Source organism: Dyella thailandensis (genome assembly GCF_050749815.1).
Lineage (GTDB): Bacteria > Pseudomonadota > Gammaproteobacteria > Xanthomonadales > Rhodanobacteraceae > Dyella_A.
This window is the reverse complement of sequence record NZ_CP192735.1, coordinates 2707824-2720828: the sequence shown is the minus strand read 5'-3', so window position 1 is coordinate 2720828 and position 13005 is coordinate 2707824. Positions and strand designations below refer to the sequence as shown.

Here is a 13005-nt window from a genome sequence, read left to right as displayed (position 1 = left end):
GGAGTCGAGCGCCGGGTTGACCGGCTCATTCGAGGCCGAGGATGGTCTTCCACTCGGCCGCGGTCACCGGCATCACCGAGAGCCGGTTGCCCTTGCGCACCAAAGCCATCTCGGCCAGTGATGGCAGCGCCTGCAGCTCTTTGAGCGTGATGGTGCGCTTGAGTTTGCGCACGAAGGCCACGTCCACCAGCATCCAGCGCGGGTTTTCGCGGCTGGCGCCTGGATCGAAGTAGTCGCTCTTCGGGTCGAACTGGCTGGGATCCGGGTAGGCCTCGGAAGCCACCTTGGCCAGGCCCACGATGCCCGGCTCGGCGCAGTTGGAGTGATAGAAGAGCACGCCGTCGCCCACCCGCATGCCGTCGCGCATGAAGTTGCGCGCCTGATAGTTGCGTACGCCATCCCACGGTTCGCTGCCGCGTGCCTTGAGGTCGTCGATGGAGAAGGTGTCCGGCTCGGACTTCATCAGCCAGTGGGAGATACGGGCAGGGCTCATGCGTGGGTCTCGCGTGGGCGTTCGGCGTGGCAGTCGATCAGCTCGCGGTCGGTGGCGACGAAGTCCAGCGGCACGTCCCAGCGCGCCGGCTCGATCGAATCCACTTCCTGGAAATCGTAGGCGATGCCCACCATCAGCGGTTCGGTGGGACGTGCCTGCTCGTTGAGGAAGGCAAAGCTGCGGTCGTAATAGCCGCCGCCGTAACCCAGCCGCTGGCCGCGCCGGTCGAACGCCAGCAGCGGCACCAGCACCAGGTCGAGCTGGAACGGCGCCAACGGCGCGCGCACCTGCACCGGCTCGGGAATCCCGTGACGGTTGGGCTCCACCGGCTCACCCGCGCTCCACGGCGCGAAGCGCAGCTGGCGTTCGGCGCCCAGCAGCGGCAGCAGGAACTGCTGGCCGCGGGCGAGCAGCGGCGGGATCACCAGGTTCAACGCCAGCTCGCCGTTCACCGCCCAATAGCCGGCCACCCGTGCATCGGTGTGGTATTCGGGTAACTGCTCGAGGCTGCGGCGCAGGCCCTGTGCCGCCGCAATGCGTTGCTGCGGAGTGAGCGCCTTGCGACGCTCGGTGAGGCGCTGGCGCAGCTCGCGTCGCTGGGCGATGGTATCCACGGTCGCGCGTCTCCCGGTGGGGCGCGCCGACGGGCGCTGCCGACAACATATCGGCCGGCGCCTAGGCGCCGGCCGATGCACAAAAGAGGTGGCGTCAACCGCGATGCCGCTGCCCACCAAACGACCTTGATCCACGAGGATCAGGTGGGAGGGTTGTCCAGGCTTCGAGGCTTTCCGCACGCGGCGGACATGCACAACAGCCTGAATGCAACCGACCCGGGGCCGTATTTAGGAACAAGGCAAATGTAAGAGTGTGCTGGCGCACACCGCAGAAAACGCCGAAACGAATTTTACCAGCAACGCCGCCGGCGCGCCCGTGCCGCGACGATGCGCGGCAGGTGCAGTTCAGGCCCGCGGTGCGGCCGGCTCCAGCGCGGCTTCCAGCTTGCGGCGCAACGCGGCCAGGCCGTCGGTGACGCTCTGGTCGGCGCCGGAATGTTGCTTGCGCAGGGCGAGAAACTCGTGGGTGACGCTGATCGCCGCCAGCACCGCGAGGCGGTCGAAGCCCGGCGTCTTGGCGTTGGCACGCAGCTCGCGCATCTTGCGGTCCAGGTAGCTGGCCGCCTCGAGCAGGCCCTCACGCTCTTCCGGTGCGCAGGCGATCAGAAACTCGCGGTCGATCAGCCGCAGCGCGACCGGTTCGCTGGCAGGAGTGCTCATGTCAATTGTTGCTCTCGAGGGCCTTGAGGCGCTGGATCATCGCTTCCACCCGTCCGCGCGCTTGCTCGTTGCGCGCCATCAGCCCGGCGCGCTCGTTGGCGAGCTGCTCCTGGCTGTGGCGCAGGCTGCGGTTTTCCTCGGACAGGCGGCGCACCGTGTCGATCAGCTGATCGACCTGGCGGTTCAGCGCGGCAAGTTCCTGCTGGAGATCGGACGGCGTACTCATGGGCGGAAACTATATCAGCAGGCCGGCCCAAAACTGCGGCGCACGACGCCTCCTGGCGGACGAGGCGGTAGACTGCCGCCCTGCCTTTGAAGGAGCCCGCCATGACGGCCCCCGCACCCGTCGAATACGACGATCTGGACGACCTCACCCACCGCCTGAAACTGGGCACCACGGCCAGCGAGCTGCACGGCTCGCTGAGCGGCTTCCTGGCCGGCGGCGGCCGGATCGGCCGCCAGCCGCTGCTGACGGTGCTGCACCTGGACGGCGAAGCGCCCCATCCGACACCGGCCGATGCCGCCCTGCTGGAGCGCCTGTCCCGGCAGGCGGCCGCCCAGCTTGCTGATTCGGATCTGGGCTTCGAGCCGATGCTGCCGGAGGACGACCGTCCGCTGGCCGAACGGGCCGAGGCAACGGTGGAATGGTGTCGCGGGTTCCTCGGCGGCTTCGGTCTGGCCGGCTCGGAATCCCACGCACGCCTGTCCGAGGAGGCGCAGGAAGTGCTGCGCGATCTGGGCACCATCGCCTCGTCGCAGCTCGACTTCGGCAGCGAAGACGAGGACGAGGACGCGCTGATCGAGGTGCACGAGTTCGTGCGGGTCGGCGCGATGCTGCTGCACGCCGAGTGCGCGCGCGATCCGGCCGCCGGCAACGACACCCTGCACTGACGTGCGTCGCCCTTGATCACGCCGGCCGAGTTCGCCCGCCGCCGCCGCCAGCTGATGCACCTGGCCGGCGAGGATGCCGTGGTGCTGGTAGCGGCCGCGCCCGAGCGCATGCGCAACGCCGACGCCGCCTGGCCGTACCGGCAGGATTCCGACTTCCACTATCTGTGCGGGTTCCCCGAGCCCGACGCGGTGCTGGCGTTGCTGCCGGGGCGCAAGCACGGCGAGGCCGTGCTGTTCTGCCGCGAGCACGACGACGAGCAGGCACGCTGGCACGGCGCCTCCGTCGGCACCGAGCAGGCGGTGGCCGCGTTCGGCATGGACGACGCCTTCCCGATCGACGATATCGACGACATCCTGCCCGGCATGATCGAGGGCCGCGCCCGGGTGTACTGCCACTTTGGCAGCGAGCCGCAGTTCGACGCGCAGCTGCTGGGCTGGATGCGCCGCCTGCGCCAGCTGCGCGGCGGCGGCGTGGTGCCGAAGGAGTTCGTGGCGCTGGGGCATCTGCTGCACGACCTGCGCCTGTTCAAATCACCGGCCGAACTCAAGCTGATGCGTGCCGCCGCCGCGGTCGCGGCCGACGCCCATCTCGCTGCCATGCAGGTGGCACAGCCGGGCCGGCACGAGTACGAGGTGGAGGCCGAGTTGCTGCGGGCGATTCGGCTGCACGGTGCGGTGGCGGCGTTCCCGCCCATCGTGGCCGGTGGTGCCAACGCCTGCACCATGCACTACACCGCCAACCGCGCGCGGCTTGCCGAGGGCGAGCTGCTGCTGATCGACGCGGGCGCCGAGGTGGACTGCTATGCGTCCGACATCAGCCGCAGCTTTCCGGTGAGCGGGCGCTACTCGCGCGAGCAGCGCGCCCTGTACGACATCGTGCTGACCGCTCAGCTGGCGGCGATCGACGAGGTGCGCCCGGGTCGGCCGTTCAGCGCCGCCCACACCGCGGCGGTGCAGGTGATCGCCGAAGGGCTGTGCGCGCTCGGCCTACTCAAGGGCGATGCGCAGACGGCGGTGGCCACCGGCAGCTACCGCCAGTTCTTTCCCGCCAAGACCGGCCACTGGCTCGGCCTGGACGTGCACGACGTAGGCGACTACCGCATCGACGGCGAGCCGCGCGAGCTGGAGCCGGGCATGGTGGTGACGGTGGAGCCGGGCATCTACGTGGCGCCGGACGACCGCAGCGTGCCCGAGCGCTGGCGCGGCATCGGCATCCGCATCGAGGACGACGTGGCGGTAACCCGCCGCGGCAACGAAGTGCTCACCGCAGCGGTGCCTAAAGAACCCGAAGCGATCGAGGCGCTGCTGGCCGCGCGCTGAGCGGTGCGCACCTCAGCGGTGCCGCCCGAACATCACCCACCACAGCAGGGCGGCCGCCACCGCCTTGGCCAGCAACACCGGCAGCAGCTCGACCAGCACGCGCACTGGCGCGCGTGAGTGGCCGAAACCGAACAGCCGATCGCTGATTCGCATGCGCCGCATGTCACGTCGGGAATCGTTCGCGCTCATCGGATCTCCACGCCGCGAGCGCAAGACTATGCCACCGCCTCGTCTACCGCGACCGCGACGACGCAACGCGGCCAATGGACGCACGGCGTTTCGTCGCGCGCTGCCGCTGCGCTCCGTGTGCGAGCGTATATTGCGACGCAGCACGACCTGCCAGGGTATCGATCATGTTGACGGCCGAATTTCTCTCACGACTGCAATTCGCCTTCGTCGTGTCTTTCCACATCCTGTTTCCGGCGTTCTCGATCGGGCTGGCGTCGTGGCTGGCGTTCCTCGAAGGCGTGTGGCTGGTCAAGCGCACCGACCTGTGGCGCGACCTGTACTTCTTCTGGTTGAAGATCTTCGCCGTGGCGTTCGGCATGGGCGTGGTCTCCGGCATCGTGATGAGCTTCCAGTTCGGCACCAATTGGTCGGGCTTTTCGGTGGTGGCCGGCAACGTGATCGGCCCGCTGCTGAACTACGAAGTGCTGACCGCGTTCTTCCTCGAAGCCACGTTCCTGGGCGTGATGCTGTTCGGTTGGCGCAAGGTCAGCGACCGCACGCATTTCTTCGCCACCTGCATGGTGGCGATCGGCACGCTGATCTCCGCATTCTGGATCATGTCCGCCAACAGCTGGATGCAGACGCCGACCGGCTACGTGATCAAGGACGGCGTGTTCTACCCGGATGACTGGATGAAGGTGATCTTCAACCCATCTTTCCTGGTGCGCCTGCCGCACATGGTGATGGGCGCCTTTATTTCCACTGCGATGGTGATCGGCGGCGTGTCGGCATGGTATCTGCTGAAGGGGCGGTTTGCCGACAAGTCGCGCGCCACGCTGAACCTCGCGCTGGCGTTTCTGGCGATCGTGATTCCGCTGCAGATCGTCATCGGCGACATGTCCGGTCTCGAGGTGCGCGAAAACCAGCCGGCCAAGCTCGCCGCCATCGAGGCGCGCTGGGAAACCCGCAGCGACGTGCCATTGACCCTGTTCGCCTGGCCCGACGAGCAGGCCGAGACGAACCACTATGCGGTGGACGTGCCGCGGCTGGGCAGCATCATCCTCACCCACAGCCTCCACGGCGAGGTGAAGGGCCTCAAGGACTTTCCCGCCGACCAGCGCCCACCGGTGAAGATCCCGTTCTTCTCGTTCCGCATCATGGTGGGGCTGGGCTTCGCGATGCTTGGCCTGGCACTGATCGGCCTGTGGCGCTGGCGTCGTGGCACGCTGGAAAAGCCGTGGTACCTGCGCGCATGGGTGGCGATGATTCCTTCGGGCTTCATCGCCGTGCTGACCGGTTGGTGGGTGGCCGAGGTGGGACGCCAGCCGTGGGTGGTGTACGGCGTCACGCGCACGTCCGAGGCGGTGACGCCGCTGCCGGTGGGTAGCGTGGTGGCCTCGCTGGTCACGTTCGTGGTGGTCTACCTGGGCATCTTCGGCGCGGGCCTGTACTACCTGGTGAAGCTGTTCCGCACCGGCCCGGTGGCCGGGCCGATCAAGCAGGCTGCCGCGCATCAGACACCGGCGCGTCCGCTGTCCGTGCCGCAAGAAACAATCGAGGGCTGAGCGATGGACATGGCCACCGTATTGCCCGTGGTGTGGTACTTCATCATCGGCTTCGGCGTGATGATGTACGTGCTGCTGGATGGCTTCGTGCTGGGCCTGGGCATCCTCACGCCATTCGCCGACGACGAGCACCAGCGCGACCACATGATGAACACTGCCGCGCCGATCTGGGATGGCAACGAGACCTGGCTGGTGCTCGGTGGTGCGGGGCTGCTGGCGGCGTTCCCGAAGGCCTATGCGCTGGTGCTGTCGACGCTGTACCTGCCGATCCTGCTGATGCTGATCGCGCTGATCTTTCGCGGGGTGGCGTTCGAGTTCCGCTTCAAGGCGCATACCTCGCGCTGGCTGTGGGGCGTGGCCTTCCACGTCGGCTCGCTGCTGGCGGCGTTTGCGCAGGGGGTGATCCTCGGCGCGCTGGTCGACGGCATCGTGCCGCTGGCGCCGGGGCAGACGCACGGCGCGTTCGCCTGGTTCAGTCCGTTCGCGATCATGACCGGCGTGGCGGTGGTGTGCGGCTATGCGCTGCTCGGCGCCACCTGGCTGATCCTCAAGACCGAAGGGCGGCTGCAACGCATCGCCTTCGATCTCACCCGCCCGCTGATGGTCGCGGTGATCGTGTTCATGCTGATCGTCAGCGCCTCATTGCCCACGCTGCACTCGGCGCTGATGCAGCGCTGGTTCACCGGCTCGAACTTCCTCTATCTGTCGCCGGTGCCGCTGCTCACCGCGTTCGTTGCGGTGATGCTGTGGCGCTCGGTGATCCGCCAGCGCGAGGCGCAGCCGTTCGTGTTCGCGCTGTGCTTCTTCCTGCTGGGCTTCATCGGGCTGGTGGTGGGCATCTGGCCGAACATCGTGCCGCCGGCGCTGAGCATCTGGGAGGCCGCCTCACCGCCCAGCTCGCAGGGCTTCGTGCTGGTGGGGGCGGCGTTCCTGATTCCCGCCGTGCTGGCCTACACGGTGTATTCGTACCGGGTGTTTCGCGGCAAGGTGGCGGGCGACGCGGGCTATCACTGACCCGCGTCGCGGGCGGCGTCAGGCGAGCTGGGCGAAGGCGTCGCGGGTGAGGTTTTCCGGCGCGCCGGCGGTGCACACCACATCGTCCTCGATGCGGATGCCCCCGTAAGGCTTGAGCGCTTCCACCTTGCTCCAGTCCACGTCCTTGCCGGCGGGCGTCTGGCGCACTTCGTCCAGCAGCATGTCGATGAAATACAGGCCCGGCTCGATCGTCACCACCATGCCCGGCTCAAGCTGGCGGGTCATGCGCAGGAACGGGTGGCCGTCCGGACGGGCGATGGTCTCGCCGCGGTCGTTCTTCGCGAAACCGCCCACGTCGTGCACCTGCAGGCCGATCGAATGGCCCAGGCCGTGCGGGAAGAACGCGCGGGTCACGCCGCGCTCCACCGCGCTGTCCGGGCTCATGCGGATCAGCCCGTGTGCGTGCAGCACCTCGGCCAGCTGGTGATGCGCCTGCACGTGCAGCTGCGCGTAGTCGACACCGGCTTTCACGCTGGCGACCTGCCGGCGCTGCACCGCGTCCATCGCATCGATCAGCGCCTGGAACTCGCCATGACCGTCGGCCGCGTAAGTGCGGGTGATGTCGCTGGCGTAGCCGCTGGCGCTGGCACCGGCGTCGATCAGCAGCGAGCGCGGCGGCTGGGGCGGAGTGCGGGTGAAGTCCATGTAGTGCAGCACGGCGCCGTGTTCGTTCAGCGCCACGATGCTGGAGTAGGGCAGCTCGGCGTCGGTCTGGCCGGCCGCGGCGAGGTAAGCCTGGTGGATACCCAGCTCGCTCTCGCCGGCACGGAACGCCCGCTCGGCGGCGCGATGCGCGCGGGTGCCGATGCGGCTGGCCTCGCGTATCAGCTCCAGCTCGTACGGCGTCTTGTAGGCGCGGCAGTAGTGCAGGTAGTCGAGCACCGCCTTGGGGTTGTTCGCCTCCACGCCCTCGATCGGCGGGCAGGCTTCGGCGATCACCGCGGCGTTGCGCTTGGGCAACTGCGCAATCGCCTCCTCGGCGGTGCGCACGGTGACGATCTCGAAGTGCTCGACCCAATAGCCGGTGGGCGCTTCGGGCACCACGTGCCAATAGTCGCGCGGCTGCAGGAACACCAGTTTCGGCTTCGCCCCCGGCGTGTAGGCGATCCAGCTGCCCGGCGCACCCGTCAGCGGCAGCCAGTGCTTGAACGGCGGATTGACCGCATACGGATAGTGATTGTCATCGAGGAACTTGGTGCCGGGCTGGCCGGCGGCGATCAGCAGGTGGTCGAAGCCACCGCGCGCCAGCGCCTGGTCGGCGCGTTCGCGCAGCGTGGCCAGATGCTGGGCGTAGAGCGGGGCAAGGCGATCGTTCATGCGGGAGTCCTCTCGGCGGGGCGCGCCCGGAGCGGCGGCAAGCGGAGCCGCGTTGCGGGCAACGCCGGAGTGATGCGCATCGACGCGGCGGTGCGCGGGGAGTCACGCATGATCGCAAACCCGTGCCGGATCACGCCACCCGGCGGCCGCCGAAGGCTACCTAGGTCGGCAGGGTCAGCCAGCGGTCGATCACTGCCGCGTCGTCCTTGCCGATGGCGATGATGCGGAAGCCCGCCCAGATCTGGCCGGGCGACGCCGCCTGCTCGTGCCACTGCGCCTGCACGCCCACCTCGATGTTGTGGGGTTGCGCGCCGAGACCGTGCAGCGGCATCTGCAGCTGATAGATCGCGTCGGTACGCGGCGGTTGCTGGCAGATCAGCAGCATGCCGCCGGCGGAGAGGTTGCCGAGGAAACCCATCGGCTTGCCGCTGATCACATCGGTGACCACGGCGGTGAAGTTGACGCGCTTGCGCTGGGCGCGGCGCTGTTCGCTGGAAGGGTGGGTGCTCATGGCGTCCTCAGATTCCGCCGCGGCCGGGCAGCGGTCGGCCGGTGGCTGGCCGCAGCAGGTTGCCGGTGAGGCTGCGCCAGGCACGGTCGAGCAGCGACTCCTTCACTTCGGCCAGTTCGCGCGCCCGGCCCTTGATGATCTCGTGCGCCAGCTGCGGCAGCGTCATGTCTTCGGCGCGTACGCCGCGCCGGTTGACGAACAGGGTCTGACCGGACACCGGCGAGAACCAGGCGAGCTTGCGCTGGGCGATCTTGCCGGTCTTCGGGTCGGTGAACTCGAACCAGCGCCCGAACGGCATCAGGCGCAGCTGCTCCTGCAGCTCCACTTCGCGCGGATCGAGCACCGGCTGGCTGCGCGGTGGCGGCGTGATCGACGGTCGTGCCGGCCCGGGCCGGGCCGCCGCGCCCGCCTTGCCCGGTGCGGCGGGAGCCGCGGCCGCAGCAGGCGGCTCGGCGGCGGCCTGCTGGTGCTCGCCCAGGCGCTGGTGCTGCTTGAGGCGCATCGCCAGGTCGGTGGTGCTGAGCGCCTCGCCACTGGCCGTCGGCGTGGCGCTCTCGCCGGGATTGGCCAGCCGCTGCGCGACCTGCGCGGCCTCTTCGTGGTGCATGCCGATCTGCTGCAGGCCCGTCTCTACCTCCAACTGCAGCCGGGTGCGATCGGTGACCGGCTTGCGCCCCAGCAGCTGGTCGGTGATCAGCAGCTGGCTGGTGAACGCCTCGCTGTCCTCGCCATGACGCAGGATGGTCAGCGCCAGCACGTCCGACCAGGCGCGATCGAGCAGGGCGCGCAGCAGACCGCGCGGCGGGTTCTGTGCGAAGCGTTCGCTGATCAGTGCGCTGGCGCGCTGGCGCGCCTGGTCGAGGCGTTCGCGCCCCTGCATCGCCTCGATGTGGCGACGCTCGGCGGTCTGCGCCTTGCGCGAAAGCAGCGCGAGGTGCTGCTGGATATCCGCCAGCAGTGCGGTGTAAAGGCCGGCGCTGGGTGGCTCGTGGCTGGCGCGCTCCACCAGCTGTTCGAGCTTGGCGCGCAGGCTGCGGTCCGCTTCGCTGCCGGAGTCGTCCAGCCACTCGTGCGCCACCTCAGTGACCGTGCCGAGCAGCTGGCGCGCCGGGTGCTCCTTCTGCTCGAAGAAGTTGCGGTCGGTGACCGCCATGCGCAGCACCGGCAACTGCAGGCCGCCCAGCAGGGCATGGGTTTCCTCGCCTTGCTGCAGCTGCCGTGAGAGCTGGTCGAACAGCATCGCGACCAGCTCCACCGTGTCGCCCTGCTCGGCGCTCAGGCCGGTGCGCGGAGCGCCGGCCGGCTTGCCGTGGTTGAGCTGGGCGAGCAGTTCCTCGCGCAGCAACTGGGCGCTGCGCAGCTCGCGGGTGGCCTTGTCGGTGACCTGGGACAGGTGCTGCTGCAGCGCCGACAGTGCGGTCTGCAGTTCTTCGGGCGTGGCGACCTCGGCCGTTTCGCCACCGATGGTGGTCTGCCCGCTGCGCCGGCGCGCCAGCAGTTCGCGCAGGCTGTCGAGCACGGCGATCGGTTCGTTCGGCTGCGCAGCCGCGGCACCGGCGTGCTCGGCCGGCGCGGCGGTCGGCGAGGCTCCCGCGCCCGGCACCGTCGGCGCACCGCCGCGCACCACCTGCGCCGCTTGGCGCAGCAGCGGATACGGTCGCAGCTGCGGCAGGATGCCCTCGTGCTGCAGGGCATCGTTGAGCGCGCCGAAGAATTTGGGCAGATCCGGCAGCAGCGCGCTTTCGAGGCACCGGATCAGCATCAGGTCGTGCTCGACCGGGAGCTCTACCGAACTGGCCGCCTGGCGCAGCGCCTTGGCCACCGACAGTGGCCCCATCGGCAGGTCGCTCCCCTCCAGCGGCGGCGCCGCCACCAGCACGGCGAGGCGGTAACCGAGCTCGTAGACGGCCGCGCCGCCGCGCGCTTCGCCGCGCGCGGCGAGCTTGTCCAGCGCGACGGTCATCTCGTGCTCGTCGGTGTCGACCAGGCTCAGCGGCTGGTCCAGCGGGTCGGCCGGCGCGGGCGCCGGCAGTGCGCCCAACTGGTCGAAGTTGAGGCTCAGCTGTTCCAGGAAGCGCTGTTCCAGCGTTGCGCGCTCGCGCATCAGCCGCTGGCGCACGTTGAAGTGACGCTGCTGATTGAACGGGTCGTGCGCGGTTTCCGACAGCGCGAACAGCTGGCGCTCGAGATCGTCCAGGCACACCCGCAACGGACGCACCAGCCAGTCCGCGCTCAGCGCCTGGCAGTGCTCCAGCAGCCGGCGCGCGCGCCCGGACCACCGGTCGCGCGGGCTGCCATTGCCGCCGCGCGCCGGCGGACGGCCTCGACCCTGCGGTTCTGCTTCCATGGATGACCCTATTGAACTCCCCCAGAGCGCCGAGTCTATGCTGGATGCGAAAGGCTCGCCATGGTCGTTTGGTCGAGTCGGTCGCGGTTACTTCCGCGCCGCTGGCTACACTCGGCAAGGCGCATCCGGAGCGCACCGGAGGCGATCGACGAGCGGAGGGCGTCGCGGGATGGAGCAGGGGATCGACATGATGCAGGCCGGCGCACCCGGTCGGGCGTGGCTGGCCGCCGGACGGGCGCTCGGCGGGCGACCGAGCCAGCAGGACGACCTGGTGTGCCTGGCCGACGAAGCGCAGCGCACGCATCTGCTGGTGCTGGCCGACGGCATGGGGGGCGAGGGAGCCGGCGAGCTGGCCTCGGCCGGCGTCGTGGCGGTGGCGCAGCGCTTGTGGCGCGAGGGCCGCTGGCGCGATCTGCCGGGCGCGCTGTTCCTCGAGCAACTCTGCCAGGACGCCCACCTCGAGCTGCGTCGTCGCGGCGAGGCGCTGGTCGATGCGGCGCCGCATGCGACCATCGTGGCCCTGCTGCTGAAGGGGCGCATGGCCTACTGGGCTCACGTGGGCGACAGCCGGCTGTACCGCTTTGGGCGCGGCCGCCTGCTGGGTTGCACCGAGGATCACAGCGTGGTGCAGGAGCGGGTGCGCCGCGGAGAGCTTCACGCGGATCAAGCGGGCGCCGCCGTCGACCAGCACCAGCTGCTACGCGGGTTGGGCGGGCCGATGCAGCCACGCGTCGACCACGGCTGTGCGCCGCTGCGGCGCGGCCAAGCCTTCGCCCTGTGCAGCGATGGCGTGTGGGAACACCTGTCCGTGCAGGAACTGGCCGCGTTCGCCACCCACCGCGACCCGCGCGCCGCGGTGGGCGAAGCGTTGGCGCTGGTGCTGGGCCGGGCGGGCGCAGAAGGCGACAATGCCGCGCTGATCCTGGCCGGGGCGGCGCGACCGTGGCAGCCCTGGGCACACTGGTGGCCGGCGCCGCGCCGTCCCGGCCGCTACCGCCCATCCGTTTGACCACTCAAGCCGAGCCATCGAGGCGTTTGCATGACCATGTTGTTTCGATCCCCCCGCCGCCTGCCGTCCATCGCCGTCGGCATGCCCGCTGTCGTGCTGGTGCTGCTCGTGCTGCTCGTGCTGGGCGGGTGTGCCCAGCTCGACCGGCTGCGCCATCGCGGCGACCATGCGCCGGTCACGCCGGCCGTCGCGCCGCCACCGCCGGCGCCGGCCGCTCCGGTCGAGACGCCCGCGGCGGTGCGGCCGCTGGGCGAGATCATCAACGACGACCTGCAGCACGGCCGCTACAGCGAAGGTGAGGCGGCCCTGCGCACCTATCTCGCCGCACACCCGAAAGACCGGCTGGCGCAGTCGATGCTGCGCCAGCTCACCGCCGACCCGCAGCGCACGCTGGGGCCGGTGGGCAGCACGCACGTGGTGCAGGCCGGGGAGTCCTACAGCACGCTGGCCCAGCGCTACCTGGGCGATGCCCGGCTGTTCCTGATCCTGGCGCGCTACAACCAGTCGACCCAGCCGGCGCTGCTGCGCGCGGGTGAGAAGCTCCGCCTGCCGGCTTCCGGGCGGCTGTCAGGCGATGTTGCCGCCGAAGCTGGCGGCGGTGCGGCCAAGTCGGAGCGTGCATCCGTGGAGTCGCCGGCGGCGCGTTCGCAGCGCCTGCAGCGCGAGAGCCTGCAACTGCTCGGCGCCGGCCAGGAGACCCAGGCGCTGGCCCGACTGGATGCGGCGTTGGCTACCGATCCGAGGCTCGCCTCGGACCGTAACGGCGCCGAAGCCCTGCGCCAGCGCGTGGTGGCGAGCTGCCACCAGCGGGCCATCGTGCTGTACCGCGACCAGAAGCTCGAGCCGGCGATCGCGCTGTGGGATCGGGTGCTTGCGGTGGAGCCTTCCTACGAGCCGGCATTGGCGTATCGGGCCCGGGCGCTGGAATTGCAGCGCCGGCTCAAGCAGCTCTAGCTGCGGGCCGCGTCGAGGTCGGGTGTCCGGTTGCGTGCCGGGGGCGGCCGGTCGCGTGATGGCGACGAGAGAAGTCGTCGTGCCATGCCCGCGATGCCGATGAAAGAGGCGGGCGTCGCCT

General features: G+C 69.7%; 14 protein-coding genes and 1 other RNA gene. 6 read left to right on the top strand and 9 right to left on the bottom strand.

Annotated elements, in window-relative coordinates; genetic code table 11:
- Positions 1 to 25 precede the first annotated feature (25 nt).
- The 5 genes from ACQVBX_RS12590 to ACQVBX_RS12570 all read right to left on the bottom strand — a co-directional run bounded on the left by ACQVBX_RS12590 (position 26) and on the right by ACQVBX_RS12570 (position 1993).
- Complete coding sequence (locus ACQVBX_RS12590) at positions 26 to 493, bottom strand: EVE domain-containing protein (RefSeq protein WP_431634443.1); 468 nt, start codon at positions 491 to 493, stop codon at positions 26 to 28.
- Positions 490 to 1107, bottom strand: coding sequence for a 5-formyltetrahydrofolate cyclo-ligase (locus ACQVBX_RS12585; RefSeq protein ID WP_431634442.1), 618 nt, complete (start codon positions 1105 to 1107; stop codon positions 490 to 492). The genes ACQVBX_RS12590 and ACQVBX_RS12585 overlap by 4 nt, the downstream gene beginning before the upstream one ends.
- 91 nt (positions 1108 to 1198) lie before the next feature.
- Positions 1199 to 1385: non-coding RNA, 6S RNA (gene ssrS / locus ACQVBX_RS12580), on the bottom strand.
- Positions 1386 to 1452: 67 nt separating this feature from the next.
- Positions 1453 to 1767 (bottom strand): cell division protein ZapA, encoded by a 315-nt coding sequence (locus ACQVBX_RS12575; protein WP_404630015.1) that lies wholly within the window; start codon positions 1765 to 1767, stop codon positions 1453 to 1455.
- 1 nt (position 1768) lies between these two features.
- The gene (locus ACQVBX_RS12570; RefSeq protein WP_431634441.1) at positions 1769 to 1993 is read right to left on the bottom strand and encodes a TIGR02449 family protein; all 225 of its coding nucleotides are present in this window, start codon (positions 1991 to 1993) and stop codon (positions 1769 to 1771) included.
- 101 nt (positions 1994 to 2094) lie between these two features.
- Between ACQVBX_RS12570 and ACQVBX_RS12565 the strand changes: the two genes are divergently transcribed.
- Together ACQVBX_RS12565 and ACQVBX_RS12560 are read left to right on the top strand one after the other, a co-directional pair.
- Positions 2095 to 2658 carry a UPF0149 family protein gene (locus ACQVBX_RS12565; protein ID WP_431634439.1) on the top strand — a complete coding sequence of 188 codons (564 nt, stop codon included), beginning with the start codon at positions 2095 to 2097 and terminating at the stop codon, positions 2656 to 2658.
- Positions 2659 to 2712: 54 nt separating this feature from the next.
- Complete coding sequence (locus ACQVBX_RS12560; RefSeq protein ID WP_431638181.1) at positions 2713 to 3978, top strand: aminopeptidase P N-terminal domain-containing protein; 1266 nt, start codon at positions 2713 to 2715, stop codon at positions 3976 to 3978.
- Between the two features lie 12 nt (positions 3979 to 3990).
- On the opposite strand, the gene ACQVBX_RS12555 is transcribed toward ACQVBX_RS12560, so the two are convergent.
- Entirely contained in the window at positions 3991 to 4167 is a 177-nt protein-coding gene (locus tag ACQVBX_RS12555) for a hypothetical protein (RefSeq protein WP_431634438.1), read from the bottom strand.
- A 167-nt stretch (positions 4168 to 4334) separates the two neighbouring features.
- Between ACQVBX_RS12555 and ACQVBX_RS12550 the strand changes: the two genes are divergently transcribed.
- Together ACQVBX_RS12550 and cydB are read left to right on the top strand one after the other, a co-directional pair.
- Positions 4335 to 5711, top strand: a complete 1377-nt coding sequence (locus tag ACQVBX_RS12550) for a cytochrome ubiquinol oxidase subunit I (RefSeq protein ID WP_431638180.1) — start codon at positions 4335 to 4337, stop codon at positions 5709 to 5711.
- A gap of 3 nt (positions 5712 to 5714) precedes the next feature.
- Positions 5715 to 6725, top strand: coding sequence for a cytochrome d ubiquinol oxidase subunit II (gene cydB, locus ACQVBX_RS12545; RefSeq protein WP_431634437.1), 1011 nt, complete (start codon positions 5715 to 5717; stop codon positions 6723 to 6725).
- An 18-nt stretch (positions 6726 to 6743) separates the two neighbouring features.
- Here cydB and pepQ read toward each other — a convergent pair whose 3' ends face one another.
- From pepQ to ACQVBX_RS12530, 3 genes are all read right to left on the bottom strand, one after another.
- Complete coding sequence (gene pepQ, locus ACQVBX_RS12540) at positions 6744 to 8063, bottom strand: Xaa-Pro dipeptidase (RefSeq protein ID WP_431634436.1); 1320 nt, start codon at positions 8061 to 8063, stop codon at positions 6744 to 6746.
- Between the two features lie 160 nt (positions 8064 to 8223).
- The gene (locus ACQVBX_RS12535; RefSeq protein WP_431634434.1) at positions 8224 to 8574 is read right to left on the bottom strand and encodes a PilZ domain-containing protein; all 351 of its coding nucleotides are present in this window, start codon (positions 8572 to 8574) and stop codon (positions 8224 to 8226) included.
- A gap of 7 nt (positions 8575 to 8581) precedes the next feature.
- A complete protein-coding gene (locus ACQVBX_RS12530; protein WP_431634433.1) occupies positions 8582 to 10921 on the bottom strand; it encodes a DUF1631 family protein in 2340 nt (779 codons plus the stop codon).
- A gap of 169 nt (positions 10922 to 11090) precedes the next feature.
- On the opposite strand from ACQVBX_RS12530, the gene ACQVBX_RS12525 reads away from it, so the two are divergent.
- Both ACQVBX_RS12525 and ACQVBX_RS12520 read left to right on the top strand, forming a co-directional pair.
- Positions 11091 to 11930 (top strand): PP2C family protein-serine/threonine phosphatase, encoded by an 840-nt coding sequence (locus tag ACQVBX_RS12525; RefSeq protein WP_431634432.1) that lies wholly within the window; start codon positions 11091 to 11093, stop codon positions 11928 to 11930.
- Between the two features lie 30 nt (positions 11931 to 11960).
- On the top strand, positions 11961 to 12884 hold the full coding sequence (locus ACQVBX_RS12520) for a LysM peptidoglycan-binding domain-containing protein (protein WP_431634431.1): 924 nt from the start codon (positions 11961 to 11963) through the stop codon (positions 12882 to 12884).
- Positions 12885 to 13005 lie beyond the last annotated feature (121 nt).

Excerpts from the sequence above, each read along its gene's own strand:
- ACQVBX_RS12590 (WP_431634443.1), bottom strand. The coding sequence starts at position 493 with ATGAGCCCTGCCCGTATCTCCCACTGGCTGATGAAGTCCGAGCCGGAC.
- ACQVBX_RS12575 (WP_404630015.1), bottom strand. The coding sequence starts at position 1,767 with ATGAGCACTCCTGCCAGCGAACCGGTCGCGCTGCGGCTGATCGACCGC.
- ACQVBX_RS12570 (WP_431634441.1), bottom strand. The coding sequence starts at position 1,993 with ATGAGTACGCCGTCCGATCTCCAGCAGGAACTTGCCGCGCTGAACCGC.
- ACQVBX_RS12565 (WP_431634439.1), top strand. The coding sequence starts at position 2,095 with ATGACGGCCCCCGCACCCGTCGAATACGACGATCTGGACGACCTCACC.
- ACQVBX_RS12560 (WP_431638181.1), top strand. The coding sequence starts at position 2,713 with ATGCACCTGGCCGGCGAGGATGCCGTGGTGCTGGTAGCGGCCGCGCCC.
- ACQVBX_RS12555 (WP_431634438.1), bottom strand. The coding sequence starts at position 4,167 with ATGAGCGCGAACGATTCCCGACGTGACATGCGGCGCATGCGAATCAGC.
- cydB (WP_431634437.1), top strand. The coding sequence starts at position 5,715 with ATGGACATGGCCACCGTATTGCCCGTGGTGTGGTACTTCATCATCGGC.
- pepQ (WP_431634436.1), bottom strand. The coding sequence starts at position 8,063 with ATGAACGATCGCCTTGCCCCGCTCTACGCCCAGCATCTGGCCACGCTG.
- ACQVBX_RS12535 (WP_431634434.1), bottom strand. The coding sequence starts at position 8,574 with ATGAGCACCCACCCTTCCAGCGAACAGCGCCGCGCCCAGCGCAAGCGC.
- ACQVBX_RS12530 (WP_431634433.1), bottom strand. The coding sequence starts at position 10,921 with ATGGAAGCAGAACCGCAGGGTCGAGGCCGTCCGCCGGCGCGCGGCGGC.
- ACQVBX_RS12525 (WP_431634432.1), top strand. The coding sequence starts at position 11,091 with ATGGAGCAGGGGATCGACATGATGCAGGCCGGCGCACCCGGTCGGGCG.
- ACQVBX_RS12520 (WP_431634431.1), top strand. The coding sequence starts at position 11,961 with ATGACCATGTTGTTTCGATCCCCCCGCCGCCTGCCGTCCATCGCCGTC.